General features: G+C 68.8%; 12 protein-coding genes and 1 riboswitch. Of the genes, 3 read left to right on the top strand and 9 right to left on the bottom strand.

Annotation, left to right across the window (positions count from 1 at the left end; translation table 11 throughout):
• Window positions 1–68 precede the first annotated feature (68 nt).
• The 4 genes from L0C25_RS16430 to L0C25_RS16415 form a co-directional block, all read right to left on the bottom strand.
• The gene (locus tag L0C25_RS16430) at window positions 69–1,886 is read right to left on the bottom strand and encodes a DEAD/DEAH box helicase (RefSeq protein WP_271632768.1); all 1,818 of its coding nucleotides are present in this window, start codon (window positions 1,884–1,886) and stop codon (window positions 69–71) included.
• Window positions 1,883–2,869 carry a zinc metalloprotease gene (locus L0C25_RS16425; protein ID WP_271632767.1) on the bottom strand — a complete coding sequence of 329 codons (987 nt, stop codon included), beginning with the start codon at window positions 2,867–2,869 and terminating at the stop codon, window positions 1,883–1,885. The genes L0C25_RS16430 and L0C25_RS16425 overlap by 4 nt, the downstream gene beginning before the upstream one ends.
• A gap of 165 nt (window positions 2,870–3,034) precedes the next feature.
• Window positions 3,035–3,304 (bottom strand): DUF3039 domain-containing protein, encoded by a 270-nt coding sequence (locus tag L0C25_RS16420; protein WP_271632766.1) that lies wholly within the window; start codon window positions 3,302–3,304, stop codon window positions 3,035–3,037.
• A 207-nt stretch (window positions 3,305–3,511) separates the two neighbouring features.
• On the bottom strand, window positions 3,512–4,126 hold the full coding sequence (locus tag L0C25_RS16415; protein ID WP_271632765.1) for a YqgE/AlgH family protein: 615 nt from the start codon (window positions 4,124–4,126) through the stop codon (window positions 3,512–3,514).
• Window positions 4,127–4,202: 76 nt separating this feature from the next.
• Here L0C25_RS16415 and L0C25_RS16410 point away from each other — a divergent pair, with 76 nt between their 5' ends.
• On the top strand, window positions 4,203–4,991 hold the full coding sequence (locus L0C25_RS16410) for a MerR family transcriptional regulator (protein ID WP_271632764.1): 789 nt from the start codon (window positions 4,203–4,205) through the stop codon (window positions 4,989–4,991).
• Here the strand turns inward: L0C25_RS16410 and L0C25_RS16405 are convergent.
• Entirely contained in the window at window positions 4,955–6,391 is a 1,437-nt protein-coding gene (locus tag L0C25_RS16405; RefSeq protein WP_271632763.1) for an NAD-dependent malic enzyme, read from the bottom strand. The genes L0C25_RS16410 and L0C25_RS16405 overlap by 37 nt on opposite strands.
• A gap of 220 nt (window positions 6,392–6,611) precedes the next feature.
• Complete coding sequence (locus L0C25_RS16400) at window positions 6,612–7,112, bottom strand: hypothetical protein (RefSeq protein ID WP_271632762.1); 501 nt, start codon at window positions 7,110–7,112, stop codon at window positions 6,612–6,614.
• Window positions 7,113–7,222: 110 nt separating this feature from the next.
• Between L0C25_RS16400 and L0C25_RS16395 the strand changes: the two genes are divergently transcribed.
• Both L0C25_RS16395 and L0C25_RS16390 read left to right on the top strand, forming a co-directional pair.
• Complete coding sequence (locus tag L0C25_RS16395) at window positions 7,223–7,915, top strand: TetR/AcrR family transcriptional regulator (RefSeq protein ID WP_271632761.1); 693 nt, start codon at window positions 7,223–7,225, stop codon at window positions 7,913–7,915.
• Window positions 7,916–7,918: 3 nt separating this feature from the next.
• Window positions 7,919–10,249 (top strand): hypothetical protein, encoded by a 2,331-nt coding sequence (locus tag L0C25_RS16390; RefSeq protein ID WP_271632760.1) that lies wholly within the window; start codon window positions 7,919–7,921, stop codon window positions 10,247–10,249.
• Between the two features lie 15 nt (window positions 10,250–10,264).
• On the opposite strand, the gene L0C25_RS16385 is transcribed toward L0C25_RS16390, so the two are convergent.
• The 3 genes from L0C25_RS16385 to fabG all read right to left on the bottom strand — a co-directional run bounded on the left by L0C25_RS16385 (window position 10,265) and on the right by fabG (window position 13,029).
• Window positions 10,265–11,275, bottom strand: coding sequence for a DUF3048 domain-containing protein (locus tag L0C25_RS16385; protein ID WP_271632759.1), 1,011 nt, complete (start codon window positions 11,273–11,275; stop codon window positions 10,265–10,267).
• Window positions 11,276–11,343: 68 nt separating this feature from the next.
• Window positions 11,344–11,925, bottom strand: coding sequence for a C40 family peptidase (locus L0C25_RS16380; RefSeq protein ID WP_271632758.1), 582 nt, complete (start codon window positions 11,923–11,925; stop codon window positions 11,344–11,346).
• A gap of 4 nt (window positions 11,926–11,929) precedes the next feature.
• Window positions 11,930–12,081, bottom strand: a riboswitch (cyclic di-AMP (ydaO/yuaA leader).
• A 192-nt stretch (window positions 12,082–12,273) separates the two neighbouring features.
• Entirely contained in the window at window positions 12,274–13,029 is a 756-nt protein-coding gene (gene fabG, locus L0C25_RS16375) for a 3-oxoacyl-ACP reductase FabG (RefSeq protein WP_271632757.1), read from the bottom strand.
• Between the last annotated feature and the right edge of the window lie 131 nt (window positions 13,030–13,160).

Here is a 13,160-nt window from a genome sequence, read left to right as displayed (position 1 = left end):
TGCGACCGGGGACGCCCAGATCGCTACCTAGTAGAGCTGGGCGTCCCCGATCGCAAAGCGGGCGGTCGTCACGTGCGCCGGGCAGCCCACTCGCGCAGCTTGTCGATGCGCGCGGACAGCTGCTCCGCGGTCGCCTGCGCGGCAGGGGGTCCGCCGCACTCGCTGCGCAGCTGGTTGTGGGTGACCCCGTGCGGTTGCCCGGTGCGGTGATGCCATGCGGCGACGAGCCCGTTCAGCTCCCGCCGAAGCACCGCGATGCGCTGGTGAGTGGGTGGATGGGCTGCGGGGCTGGTGCTCGTGTGCTCGCCGCGGTCACGCTCACCGGCATGTGCGGGACGTGTCTGCGCCCCCTGGCCCCGCTCGCGTCGACGCTGCTCGGTCAACCGCTCGTTCTGCCGATGCCGCAGCAGCTCACGTACCTGGTCGGGCTCAAGCACACCGGGGATGCCGAGGAAGTCCATCTCCTCGTCGCTGCCGACCGCGACGTTGCCCTCGTGTCCGAACGCGGCGCCGTCGAACAACACGTGGTCGAACTCCGCGTCACTGCCCAGCGCCTCGAAGTCACCCGACTCCGTTGCCTCGTCGGCACCCTGCTGGGCCTGCGCGATCAGCCGCTCCTCGGCGGCGAAGATGTCGTCGTCATCGCGCACCGGCCGCCCGAGTACGTGGTCTCGCTCGCGCTCCAGCTCCGACGCGAGCCGCAGCAGGCCGGGCACGCTCGGCAGGAACACCGTCGCGGTCTCGCCCCGGCGACGTGTGCGTACGAACCGACCGATCGCCTGGGCGAAGTACAACGGCGTCGACGCGGTCGTCGCGTAGACACCGACCGCGAGCCGCGGCACGTCGACGCCCTCGGAGACCATCCGGACCGCCACCATCCAACGGTCGTCGGACTCCGCGAACGTCGCTATCCGCTCGCTCGACTTCGGCTCGTCGGACAGCACGAGCGTCGGCGCCTCGCCCGTGATCGATCGCAGGACCTTCGCGTACGCCCGCGCCGACTCCTGATCGGTCGCGATCACGAGCCCGGCGGCGTCGTCGACGTGCCGGCGTACCTCCGACAGACGCCGGTCGGCCGCCTGCAGGACCGCCGGAATCCATGCCCCCTTCGGATCCAACGCGGTACGCAACGCCTGCGCCGTGATGTCCTTGGTGAGCGGCTCCCCCAGCCGCGCACTGACCTCGTCGCCGGCGCTGGTGCGCCACTGCATGTCGCCGGAGTACGCCATGAACAGCACCGGCCGCACCACACCGTCGGCGAGCGCATCCGCGTACCCGTACGAGTAGTCGGCAGTGCTGCGCGATACGCCGTCTTCGAGCCGCTCGTACTCGACGAACGGGATGGGGTTGGTGTCGGACCGAAACGGCGTGCCGGTCAGAGCGAGCCGTCGGGTGGCGGGCTCGAACGCCTCCTGCACTGCCTCGCCCCACGACAGGGCGTCGCCGGCATGGTGGATCTCGTCGAGGATGACGAGCGTCTTGAAGCGCTCGGTGCGCACTCGGTACGCAACGGGGTTGGCCGCGACACCGGCGTACGTGAGCGCGATGCCGTTGTAGTCGCCGGACAGCTTGCCGCTGCGTCCGGAGAACGACGGGTCGAGGGAGATGCCCACCCGGGCACTCGCCTCGGCCCATTGGGTCTTCAGGTGATCGGTCGGGGCAACGACGACGAGGCGCTCGACGACGCGCCGCTCGAGGAGCTCGGCGGCGATGCGCAGAGCGAACGTCGTCTTACCCGCGCCCGGGGTCGCGACCGTGAGAAAGTCGCGACCCCGGGTTACGCGGTACCGCTCTATTGCGGCTGCCTGCCATGCGCGCAGCTTCTGCGCGGTGCCCCATGCTGCCCGCTCGGGATATGCCGGAGGCAGTTGGGACGCATGGTTCATCGAGCGCGGAACGCCGCCCACTGACGGTTCATGCGCTTGCTCTGCCCGAACGTGAACTGCGTCATGCACTTGTCGTACGAGTAATCCATGAAGTTGTGGATCGGATCCTTGCCCGGCGCCTTGCAGGTGTTGCGCGACTTCGGGCACTCGTAGTTCGGCGTGGCCTCACGCGGGGTGTCCTTCACGCGGTCGTTGAGCTTGCTGCAACCGCCCTGGAACGTGTGGTAGAGACCGAGCCAGTGACCGGCCTCGTGCACCGCGGTGTCGCCCTTGTTGTAACCCGTGTACTTGCCGTTCATCATGCTGCCGTAGTTGATCACGACACCATCGATCTTCGGCTGACGCTTGAGGTCGGCGGGGAACGTCGCCCAGCCGAACAGCGTGCCACCGTTGATCTCCGGAGCGGACAGGTAGAGGTTCAGCGCACGCGACCCGCCCTTGTGCAGCTTGCGCTTCATCTTGTTCGCGGCCCGGTCACCGAGCGCTGCGGTGTACCAGCGCTTGTTGACAGTGCGGTCGACGCTCTTCAGCCTGAACCGGAACTTCGTCTTCGCCGACGCCTTGCTCTGGTTGCCCTTGTAGGCACGGTTCATGATCCGGATCTGCTGCTTGATCCGCTTGCGCGGCGCCTTGACCGTGTTCTTCGACGTCTGGATCGCGTGCACGTGCACGGGAATCGTGACGGTCTTGCCCTCGCCCGCGGCGGAGGAACGCTCAGCGGGCGACAGGGCGTCGAAGGCCGCGTCGAACTGGTCCTCGTACGCGCGCACCTCGGCCTGCGACGGGCCCGGATCACGTACATAACCATCGGATCGCGATGACAGCACGCCCTGGCCGGGCGCACAGGCCTCGGCGGCGCTCACGTTCGCGCCGACACCGGCCGGAGCTGCGGACGCAACACCCGGTGCAACGAGCGTGCCCAGCGCAAGCCCGCCGACGGATAGCCCGACGGCCGTTTGCACACAGCGACGAAGAACAGACACTTGGAATCCCCTCGATTGTCTACTGATCGGCGGCGAACCCGAGGCCCACCGATTGTCTGAGAGGGCACACTACGCGACGGTCGGATCACCCGCCACACGAACCCGCGCAGGTCACCGCGCGTTCGCCGGCCGGAAACCGTCCCGGTGCAGGCGACACGCCGAACGTCAGTCGTCGGAGTCGTCGCCCTCGTCGCCGGGCTTGAACGAGTCCCAGAGCTCCTTGCACTCCGGGCATACCGGATACCGCTGCGGGTCGCGGCTGGGAACCCATACCTTGCCGCAGAGTGCGACGACGGGCGTGCCGTTGACCATCGCATCAGTGAGCTTGTCCTTGGCGACGTAGTGCGAGAACCGCTCGTGGTCGCCGTCGTCGGTCTTCGGCTTGGTACGAGAGTCGTCAACCGTCTGCGTGCCCGGACTCAATGAGATACCCACCCGACAAGTGTAAGAGGTTCCGCTAAGAGGTTCCGCGGATAGGGGCGCTGGATAGGAGCGGCTCTGGGCGCCCGGTCCGGCAAGGCGGAGGAGCGAAGGCGCACTGGATAGTGCTTCGAGTGCCGAGAACGGCGCCGGTCGGGATGCCCAGGCACGCGAGTCCAGCGATCCCCATCCGCGGAACCTCTAAGACGTACGTCGTGCCGGTCAGTTCAGCGTCGGGTCTTCGGGGTAGGTCGACAGCAGCCGGAGCTCGCTGCCCTGGCGCCGGAGCACATCGCGCCAGAGCGTGTCCGGGGACGCGTGCAGCAGGTCGCCGTCGGCCGCCGCGAGTACGAGCCACGAGCCATCCTCGATCTCCGCCTCGAGCTGACCATCGCCCCAACCCGCGTACCCCGCGTAGATCCGCATCCCTGCGAGCGCGTCCTCGATCACGGACGACGGCGCGTCGAGGTCGACGAGTCCGACCCGGCCGAACATCTTGCGCCAGCCGATGGGCTCGTCCTCGGGATCGACCGCGAGGAGGCCGACGGCCAACGCCGAGTCGGTGGCGACCGGACCACCTTCGTACACGCCGCCGGGTGCGGTGACGGTGCTCGACCAGCCCGGGAGCACGTCGTCGACCTCGATGGTCGTACGCCGGTTCAAGATCACGCCCAGGGCACCGTCGTCGTCGTGATCGAGTACGAGGACGACGGATCTCCGGAAGTGCCCGTCGACCAGCGCCGGCGTCGCGACGAGCAGCTGGCCGGCGAGCCCGCCGCTGGGAGTTCCTGCCCCGTCGGGAAGCGGCTCGGCTCCTCCGCTCATCGCGTCGTCCATGTGCATATGGTGTCACCTCCCGCGCCAGCGGGCCGCCCTAGCCGTGACGATGCGGGCGGCTGGAAGGATGGGCACCATGACGACCGCCAACGAGGGATCCCCCGGCCGGTCCGGCGAGCCGGAGGTCACGATCGACGAGCTCGCGACCCGGGTCGGCATGACCGTGCGCAACGTGCGTGCGTACGCGAGCCGCGGCCTGATCCCGCCACCGCGGCTCGAAGGACGTACGGGCTACTACGGCGAGGTACACGCCCGCCGCCTCCAGCTCGTACGCGAGCTCGTCGACCGCGGTTATACGCTCGCTGCCGTCGAGAAGACGCTGCTCGCGCGCCCCGACGACACCGCCGGGCACGCGCTCGACCTGCTCGAGGTGATCGACGCCCCGCTGCGTACGGTCGAGGAACCCGAGATCGTCAGCGTCGCCACCCTGCTCGCGTTGTCCGGGCTCGAGCGCGACGAGAACCTGATCGACCGCCTCGTGGAGCTCGAGCTCGCCGAGCGCCGCGACGACGACCAGCTCCTGCTGCGGCAGCCGACGGTCGTCCGCGCCGGTACGCAGGCGATCGCGATCGGCCTGCAGCCCGACACGGTTCTGTCCATGCTCCCCGTGATGTCGGAGCACCTACGCGCCGTCGCCAACCTGTTCGTCGAGGACGTACGCGAGCAGATCTGGCAGCCGTTCGTCGAGAAGGACATGCCCGACGAGCAGTGGGACGCGATCCTGCGGGTCATCTCCGTACTGATGCCCGTCGCCGGCCAGGCGGTGCTCTCGGTGTTCAGGCGCGAGCTCGCCGAGGCAATCGCCGAGGCGATGGGCGACGAGCTCGATCAGCTGGCCGGCCCGGGCGACTCCGCATCGTCCTGACCCACCGTGCCCTCTGTACGCTCGCACGCCTCGCGTACGGCCAGGGCGACCCGCTGGTGCACCTCGGCATGGAAGACGCTCGGTATCACGTAGTTGGCGTTCAGCTCGTCGTCGTGCACGCTGCTCGCGATCGCATCGGCGGCGGCCAGGAGGACCGACGGATACACCGCCGTGCAGTGCGCGTCGAGCAGGCCCCGGAACACACCGGGGAACGCGAGCACGTTGTTGATCTGGTTCGGGTAGTCCGAGCGCCCGGTCGCGACCACCTTCGCGTGTTGGCGAGCGATCGCCGGGTCGACCTCGGGAGTCGGGTTGGCGAGCGCGAACACGATCGCGTCGTCGGACATCGACGCGACGTCGTCGGCGTCGAGGAGGTTCGGCGCGCTCACGCCGATGAACACGTCGGCTCCGGCGAGGACGTCCTGCAGCGTTCCCGTACGCCCGTCGGGGTTGGTGTGCTCCGCGATCCACTGCAGGGACGAGTCCATACCGGCGCGACCGCGGTGGATCACGCCGTCGACGTCGACGACCGTGACGTCGCGAAGACCCGCGTCGAGCAGCAGCCGTAGGATCGCGCTTCCGGCGGCACCGGCGCCGGACATCACGGCCCGGACGGAATCCAGCTTCTTGCCGACGACGCGTAACGCATTGCGCAGCGACGCGAGTACGACGATCGCCGTGCCGTGCTGGTCGTCGTGGAACACCGGGATGTCGAGCTGCTCGCGCAGCCGCCGCTCGATCTCGAAGCAGCGCGGGGCGGAGATGTCTTCGAGGTTGATGCCGGCGAAGCCGGGTGAGATCGCCGCCACCGTTCGTACGATCTCGTCGGTGTCTTGGGTATCGAGACACAGCGGCCAGGCGTCGATGCCGCCGAACCGCTTGAACAGCGCCGCTTTGCCCTCCATCACCGGAAGGGCGGCGGCGGGTCCGATGTTGCCGAGGCCGAGCACTGCCGAGCCATCGGTCACGACGGCGACCGAGTTGCGCTTGACCGTCAGCCGACGCGCGTCCTCGGGCTTGGCGGCGATGGCCTCGCAGACGCGGGCGACTCCCGGCGTGTAGACCATCGACAGGTCGTCGCGGTTGCGTATGGGGTGCTTGCCCTCCATCTGGATCGTGCCGCCGAGGTGCATGAGGAACGTACGGTCGGAGACCTTGTGTACCTCGACATCGGGCACGCGCTCGATCGCGCGCACGATCTCCTGCGCGTGGTCGGTGTCGGAGGCGGCACAGGTGACGTCGATGCGGAGCCGGTCGGTGCCCGAGCCAGTGACGTCGAGTGCGGTGATCATTCCGCCGGCTTGCTCGACGACGCCGGTCAGCTGACCGACCGCCGATCCCCCGGCGGGCACTTCGAGGCGGATGGTGATCGAGTACGAGATGCTCGGTGGCGCTGTCACCCCTCGATCTTTCCGCATCGGGTCGCGCACCACAATCTCGGGTTCCGCCGACGGCGGATTACCACGGGCCCATGGGAAACCACGCCGATCGGTAGCAAGTTTGCTGGGTAGTGGCGCGGATTACCATGGGCCCATGGTAATCCGCGCGTCCGCAGACAGGGCGGCCCCGCCCGGCGCGCGGAGGGAGGCAGCGCGCCGGACGGGGCCGGGTCGTGGAACGTCAGGCGGCGACGGCCTCCCGGAGGCGGCGCAGGAGCCGGGGTCGGCGGCTGCGCGCTCCCTGTCGATCGATGGTGATGGACTGGCCGCTCGCCTTGATCCGACGACCGAGTAGTTCGGCTTCGGCGCTGTCCACGTCGGACAGGCCGGCGGCGCTCGCGAGGAACGCGAGCTCCTTGGTACGTGCGGGCGCGAGCGCAGGCCTCGCCTCATGTGCATCCAGGATCGCCCGGATGCCCGGGAGGTCCGCGGCGGCGAGCCGCCAGGCTCGCGCGGCCGCCGCTTCGAGATCGAGCGGCTGCTCGTCCAGTTCCAAGTGGATGTACGCGCGCAGGCGGGTAGTCCAGCGCATCTGCAGCGCGAGTAGCAGGTCATCGGCCGAGTCGAAGACCAGGTCCGTTTCGTACTCCCCCCACGGCAGCACCCCGTCGCGGCGCCGGTCGGCGGCGCTCGCGATCGTTCGGAGTGCGTCATTGCGACGGTGGTATGCATCCCAGGTCATGGTCTGCTCCTTTCTCATACCGTCGGTACGTACCGTCAGTATGTTGCATACCGCCGGCCCAAGCAAACCGTTGGTATGTGAGACCGGCCACCCGACGTATGCTGGCGCGCATGACTCCCCGCAAGGTGCTGCGCGCCGCTGCCCGCGCCACCCCGCGGCGGCAGGAGTACTCCTCCTCGACCCGCAAGGCGTTGCTGGAGAACGCCACCCGGCTCTTCACCGAGCGCGGGTACGCGGGGACGTCGCTGGACGAGATCGTGCGGGCCGCTCGGGTGACCAAGGGAGCGCTGTACCACCACTACGGCGGCAAGCTCGACCTGTTCGAGGACGTCTTCGAACGTGCCCAGAAGGACGCCTCGAAGTACATCGCCCGAGCCATTCGCAAGGAGAAGGACCCGTGGGCACGCGCGCAGGCGGGCCTGCTCTCGTTCCTCGAGGTCTGCCAGGAGCCGGCGTACCGGCGGCTCGTGATGCAGGAGGCGCCCGTCGCACTCGGCCCCGAACGCGTCCAGGAGGCCGAGCACGGCTCGACGTACGGCCTGGTCCAGAAGATCGTCGCCGATCTGCTCAAGGACGCCGACGTCGACGACGACCTCCGCGAGACGTTCGCGCACGTGTTCTTCGGCGCGATGCGTACCGCGGGCGCCTTCGTCGCCGACGCCGAGGACGCCGAGCGGGCCAGCGCGAACGTCCAGGTGGTGATCCTGTCGGTGCTCACGGGCCTGCGCCAGATCGGGGCGGCGAGCGACCCGTTCGCGGCCGCCCGCGGCGATGCCGCCGTCGACGACCCTGACGACGCCTGACACGTGTCCGCGTCCGGCCTCTCGCAGACGTACCGGAACCCGGACGTGGGCCCGGAGCGCGACGCGCCGATGGGTCTTGCCGCGCGGGCGTTGGTCGCCGGTTGCTGGCTCACCGTGGCCGCGGCCGTCGTGGCCGTCCCGGTCGCGGTCGGGGTCGACGCGGTCCCGGCGTTCGTCTACCTGCTCACCTGGGTCGCGTCGACGACCGTGCCCGGGGTCTTGGTGTGGCGGGCGCTCGCTGCGCCGTCGAGCCTTGCCGAAGAGATCGGTTTCGGGAACGTCACGGGGATCGCCCTGCTGCTCCTCGCATGGGTGCCCGCGGTCCTCATCGGTGACGCGACGCTCACGTGGTGGTGGCCGGTCACGGCGCTCGTCGCCTTCCTCGCCGTGCCGTCCTTACGACGCTGCTGGCGACCACACCGGAGCCTCGCGCACCGCACGCCGTTGGCCTGGCACTGTGCGACCGCTCTGGTGTGCGTGGTCGCCGTCGGCTACTTCTATGTCACCGAGCTGCGCATGCGACCGCTGCCCGGTTCCGGCGACACCCGCGTCCATCCGGACCTGTGGTTCCAGCAGAGTCTGGTGAACCAGCTGGAGCACACGCTCGACGTGCAACAGCCCCAGGTCGTGGGCGAGGCCATGCGCTACCACTGGTTCGCGAACGCCGACGCGGCGACAACGGCCCAGCTGAGCGGCGTCCCTTCGATGACCGTCACGTTCGTCCTGTGGTTCGTCGTCCTCGGTGTGACCATGGTGCTCGCGGCCGCGGCCTTCGCCCGGCGGCTGATGGGTGACGACGGTACGGCCGGACGGTACTGGTGGGTCGGCCCGGCCGGTGCACTGTTCGTCGCCGGCGTCCCAGTGGTCCTCCTCCTCGGTGAGCCGCGGCAGCTCGCCATCACCAGCGGGTTCATGGCCGTGAGCCCGTCGGGCGTACTCGGACTGGTGGTGATGCTCGGACTCAGCGGCGCCATCATCGAGCTGCTCCGCGGCGTCGGAGGGCGGGGTACGTGGGCCCTGGTCGTGCTTCTGATGGCGTTGTCCGTCGGGACAAAGCCCAGCAACCTACCGATCGCGATCGCGGCCCTCGTCGCCGTCGCCCTGGTGCAGTACGTGCGAACCCGTCGACTCCCCATGGCGACGGTTGCGCTCGTGGTCGTCGCTCTCGTCATGATCGGTGCGTCGTCGTTCAAGCTGCTGGGAGGTTCGTCGGGATCCGCCGTCGTCGCGTTCGACACTCTGCAGCTCGACCCGGCGATGAAGGTGGCGGTCGACGACAACGACGGTGTGTTCCTCGTCGGGACCGGCGTGTTCGGGCTGTACGTCTGGACGCAGCTTCCGCGGCTGCTCGGCCTGTTGGGGATCGCATACCGGCGTACGCGCGCCGACATCGGTATCTGGTGGTCGTCCGCGGTCGTCTTCGCGGGCTGGTGTGCGTCGTGGCTCGTGCAACAGCCGGGCTACAGCCAGCGGTACTTCTGGCGGATCGTCATCGTGCTCGCGATGATCACGAGCGTCGTCGTGGCCGTGCGCGTCGTCGTACCTCTGCGTGCACGTGACCTGGCGGGGCCGTTGCTGACCGTCGGCATCGCGGGCCTGGCGGTCGGCGCCTGGGTGCTGCAGTGGCCGGAGGTCGACGTGAGCGATCGCGCGACCGGCCCGTTCGATCGGTTCCTTCCCTACGGGTTAGCCCTCGCCGTCTTCGCCGCGTGCGTGGTCGGATGGCGCCTTGCTGCCAGGACGACCAATCGCGCGGCGGTTCCACTCGTCACCCTCGCCCTCGTCTTCACCCTCGCCGCGGGCGCGCCGGCGGCCGTCGACGACCTGCGTACGCCCGTCGGCCATGCCGTCGCCGACGAGCCGCTTCCGTACGAGGACCGGGACCTACCGCGGTTGGTCACAGAGGCCGAGCAGGACGCCGGGCTCTGGCTGCGCAAGCACGCGGACGACGGCAGCGTCGTCACGAACGTGTACTGCGTACCGACGCGTTACGAACACGAGTGCCAGGCCACCGCGTTCTGGGTCAACGCACTGAGCGACCTGCCGATGGTCCTGGGCGGCTGGGCGTACACGGAGGCAGACCGGGGGCCAACCGACCGCGAAGGGCTCTCGTACAAGCGTCGACCCCCGCCGTATCCCGATCGGTTCGGCCTGAGCATGGCCATGATCCGCGACCCCGACGCCTCCGTCGCGCAGACGCTGTGGTCGACGTACGATGCGCGCTGGATCTTCGCAGACGTCCGGGCGACCGAAGTCTCACCGCGGCTCGCGAGGTACGCGGATCTGGTGTACCGCAACGACGACGTGTCGATCTACCGCATGCACAGGCCGTGAGGGCTGCCGCGCGGGTCAGCCGATCCGGACCGAGCCCGCGCCCCGGGGTACGAGTTCGATGAAGGTCTCGCCGGCCGGCACCTTGAGCGGGTCGCCCTTCCGGGTCTGCAGGTCGATGTTCGAGTCGAGGTCATCCTTCGACCACGTACCCGTGACCACCTTGCCGCCCGAGAACAGCTGCGCCTTGCCGTCACCGACGAACTTGGTTTCCGGCACCGGGTTGCCGCCCGGGTCGAGGTAACCGGCGTCGCCAACCTCGACGTTGAGCACGAGTACGTTCTTGGCGACGAAGTCGTCATTGGGCGAGACCGGGCCGTTCGCGCGGACCCATCCGCCCTTGGTGGGATCCCAGCTGGTCGTGCTGCTGCCCGAGAAGCTCACGCTGAACGAGTCGACCGCCTTGCCGCGCTTCACCGCCTTGTCGTCGAACGGCAGGTAGGGATCGGGCGCGTCGCCCGCCTCGAGACCATCGGCCGCATCCGCGAGGTTGACCATCAGGTTGTACGGCGCGGTGCGCGAGCCGTCTCGGGAGAATCCGGCGTCGCCCTCGGTGAGGACGTCGATGCCGGCCTCGTCGATGCGGTCGGTCGTACCCGGGGCTCCACCCGACGCGAGCAGCTTGCCGCCCGTCGGCGAGACGATCCCGACGTCGCTGTCGCGCATGGAGCGTACGGGGCCGACGTCCTTGGGGTGCTCGCTGTAGAAGAACGCGGCCAGTCGGGTCATCCCGCCCTCGACGAGCTCCTCGACGACGAGGTCAGCGCCGTCGAGACCGGCCTGAGGCCGTGCCGAGCTGGTGTTGTCGACCTTGACGACCATGACCGGCTTGTCGGGCGCGTGCTTGGCCGGCAGGCCGGTCAGCGGCGACACGGCCGTTGCCGAGCCGCCGTCACGCTCCTGCGAGGTGTCGTCGGGCGACGAGGAGTCGTCGCCGCCGCTGCAGCCGCCGAGAAGGAGGGCGAGGCCGGCGAACAGAGCGATCGACGCGCGCAGACGCGTACGACCGGGCTTGGTGGCTGTGATCATGGGCATAAGTGTGGCGCAGGGCCCTCACCGAACTCGGTAAGGGCCCCGCATCGAGGTTACGTGTCGGGTCAGGACGAGATCGTGCCGACGGTCTTGGGCTTCTGCGCGACGGACTTGCCCTGGCGCTTGTTGAAGCCGTTGATCTTCGGCGCACTGTGCTTCGGGCCGACCCGGCCGGCGAACCAGGAATTGGTCCACAGACGGGAGAAGCTGACCCTCTGGCCAGGGCGCGGCGCGTGCAGGATCAGACGCTTGCCGTTGGGCGCACCCCAGAAGATGCCGACGTGGTAGACGTTGCCGCCGCTGTGGAAGAAGATCAGGTCGCCGCGGCGAAGGTTCTTCCGGGAGACCGAACGCGCGGCACGCGCCTGGCTGTCGGACGTACGCGGGAGCCGGATGCCGGCCTTGTGGTAGGCGTACGACGTAAGACCGGAGCAGTCGAACGAGCCCGGGCCAGTCGCGCCGTAGACGTACGGGTCGCCGAGCTGGCGCTTGGCGACCTTCATCGCCTTCTGGATCTTGTGGTTGGAGCGGGCCGCGTCAGGAGAGGCGGCATCCGCGGTGTGCGGGGTCGCGACGACGGTCGCGCCAGCGAGAAGAAGAGTGACAGGCAGCGCGGCAAAACGCCGCAGTGGAGTACTCGCGAGCATAAGAGGGGTCCCTTTCCATGCCTGCGAGGTGAGCTGTCGGGTTAGGGCGGAAAAGGTGCCCCGTCGCTCTGCGAGCGACTACACCCCGAGCCTGGCTGGTAGATCCAAGCGGTAGGTGGGTCCCCCGCTCCTGCCGCGGTACGTCAGTAGGTCCGATAGGAGCACACGCCTCGGTGGCAGGATTCGGCATAACCAGGCGTGCTATGCAGTTATCTGCCACGGCCGCTCGTGACGGATCCGTGACCCGCAGAACGATATGCGGGACCGACCGCAAAATGCAAACACCGACCACTCTGCGTGGTGGAAATCTCAAGCGGGGAAGGCAACCTGCGGCCGGCCCTGGTGCGTCTACAACTTGCGTCCACCGTCGACGTATAGCGTCTGACCTGCGACGAAGGACGCTTCGTCGCTCGCGAGAAACGTCACTGCTGTGGCGATGTCGTCGGGTTGACCGACCCGACGAACTGGCGTCTCCGCGGCCGCCGCCTCACGGAACGTCTCCGGATCGACGCCGACCCGGCGGGCGGTTTCGTCGGTCATGTCGGTGACGATGAAGCCCGGAGCGACGGCGTTGACGTTGATGCCGAACGGGCCGAGCTCGATCGCGAGCGTGCGTGTGAGGCCCTGGACGCCCATCTTGGCGGTCGAGTAGTTGGCCTGGCCGCGGTTGCCGAGCGCCGAAACGCTCGACAGGTTGACGATCTTGCCGTACTTCTGCGCGACGAAGACCTGCTGCGCGGCCCGGCTCATCAGGAACGCACCGCGGAGATGGACGCTCATCACGGTGTCCCAGTCGGCCGCGCTCATCTTGAACAGCAGGTTGTCGCGGGTGACGCCCGCGTTGTTGACGAGGATGTGCGCGCCACCGAGCTCGGCGACGACGCGCTCGACGGCCGCCGCGACAGAGTCCTCGTCGGAAACGTCGGCACCGATGCCGATCGCCTTCGCCGCACCGAGCGACTCCGCCGTCGCTGCCGCTGCCGACTCGTCGAGGTCGATGACGGCGACGTTGGCGCCCTCACTCGCGAAACGCTTCGCCGTCGCGGCTCCGATGCCCCGCGCGGCACCCGTGACGATCGCGACGCGGTCGTTGAATCGCTGCATGCTTCTCCTCAGGTGAATGGAGTCGGGAGCCCACGGCCGAACGTCACGCGGGCGACGTCACCTTATCGCCGGGCGACCTCCCGCCGAGGTACGGCGTCCCGCCGATCCGCGACCCCGCTATTGGCAGGACG

This window comes from Solicola gregarius, assembly GCF_025790165.1.
Lineage (GTDB): Bacteria > Actinomycetota > Actinomycetes > Propionibacteriales > Nocardioidaceae > Solicola > Solicola gregarius.
This window is presented reverse-complemented; position numbering and strand designations above follow the sequence as displayed.

Coding starts and splice junctions, on each gene's coding strand:
- L0C25_RS16415 (WP_271632765.1), bottom strand. CDS start 4,126: ATGGACGACGCGATGAGCGGAGGAGCCGAGCCGCTTCCCGACGGGGCA.
- fabG (WP_271632757.1), bottom strand. CDS start 13,029: ATGCAGCGATTCAACGACCGCGTCGCGATCGTCACGGGTGCCGCGCGG.
- L0C25_RS16395 (WP_271632761.1), top strand. CDS start 7,223: ATGACTCCCCGCAAGGTGCTGCGCGCCGCTGCCCGCGCCACCCCGCGG.
- L0C25_RS16410 (WP_271632764.1), top strand. CDS start 4,203: ATGACGACCGCCAACGAGGGATCCCCCGGCCGGTCCGGCGAGCCGGAG.
- L0C25_RS16380 (WP_271632758.1), bottom strand. CDS start 11,925: ATGCTCGCGAGTACTCCACTGCGGCGTTTTGCCGCGCTGCCTGTCACT.
- L0C25_RS16430 (WP_271632768.1), bottom strand. CDS start 1,886: ATGAACCATGCGTCCCAACTGCCTCCGGCATATCCCGAGCGGGCAGCA.
- L0C25_RS16400 (WP_271632762.1), bottom strand. CDS start 7,112: ATGACCTGGGATGCATACCACCGTCGCAATGACGCACTCCGAACGATC.
- L0C25_RS16385 (WP_271632759.1), bottom strand. CDS start 11,275: ATGATCACAGCCACCAAGCCCGGTCGTACGCGTCTGCGCGCGTCGATC.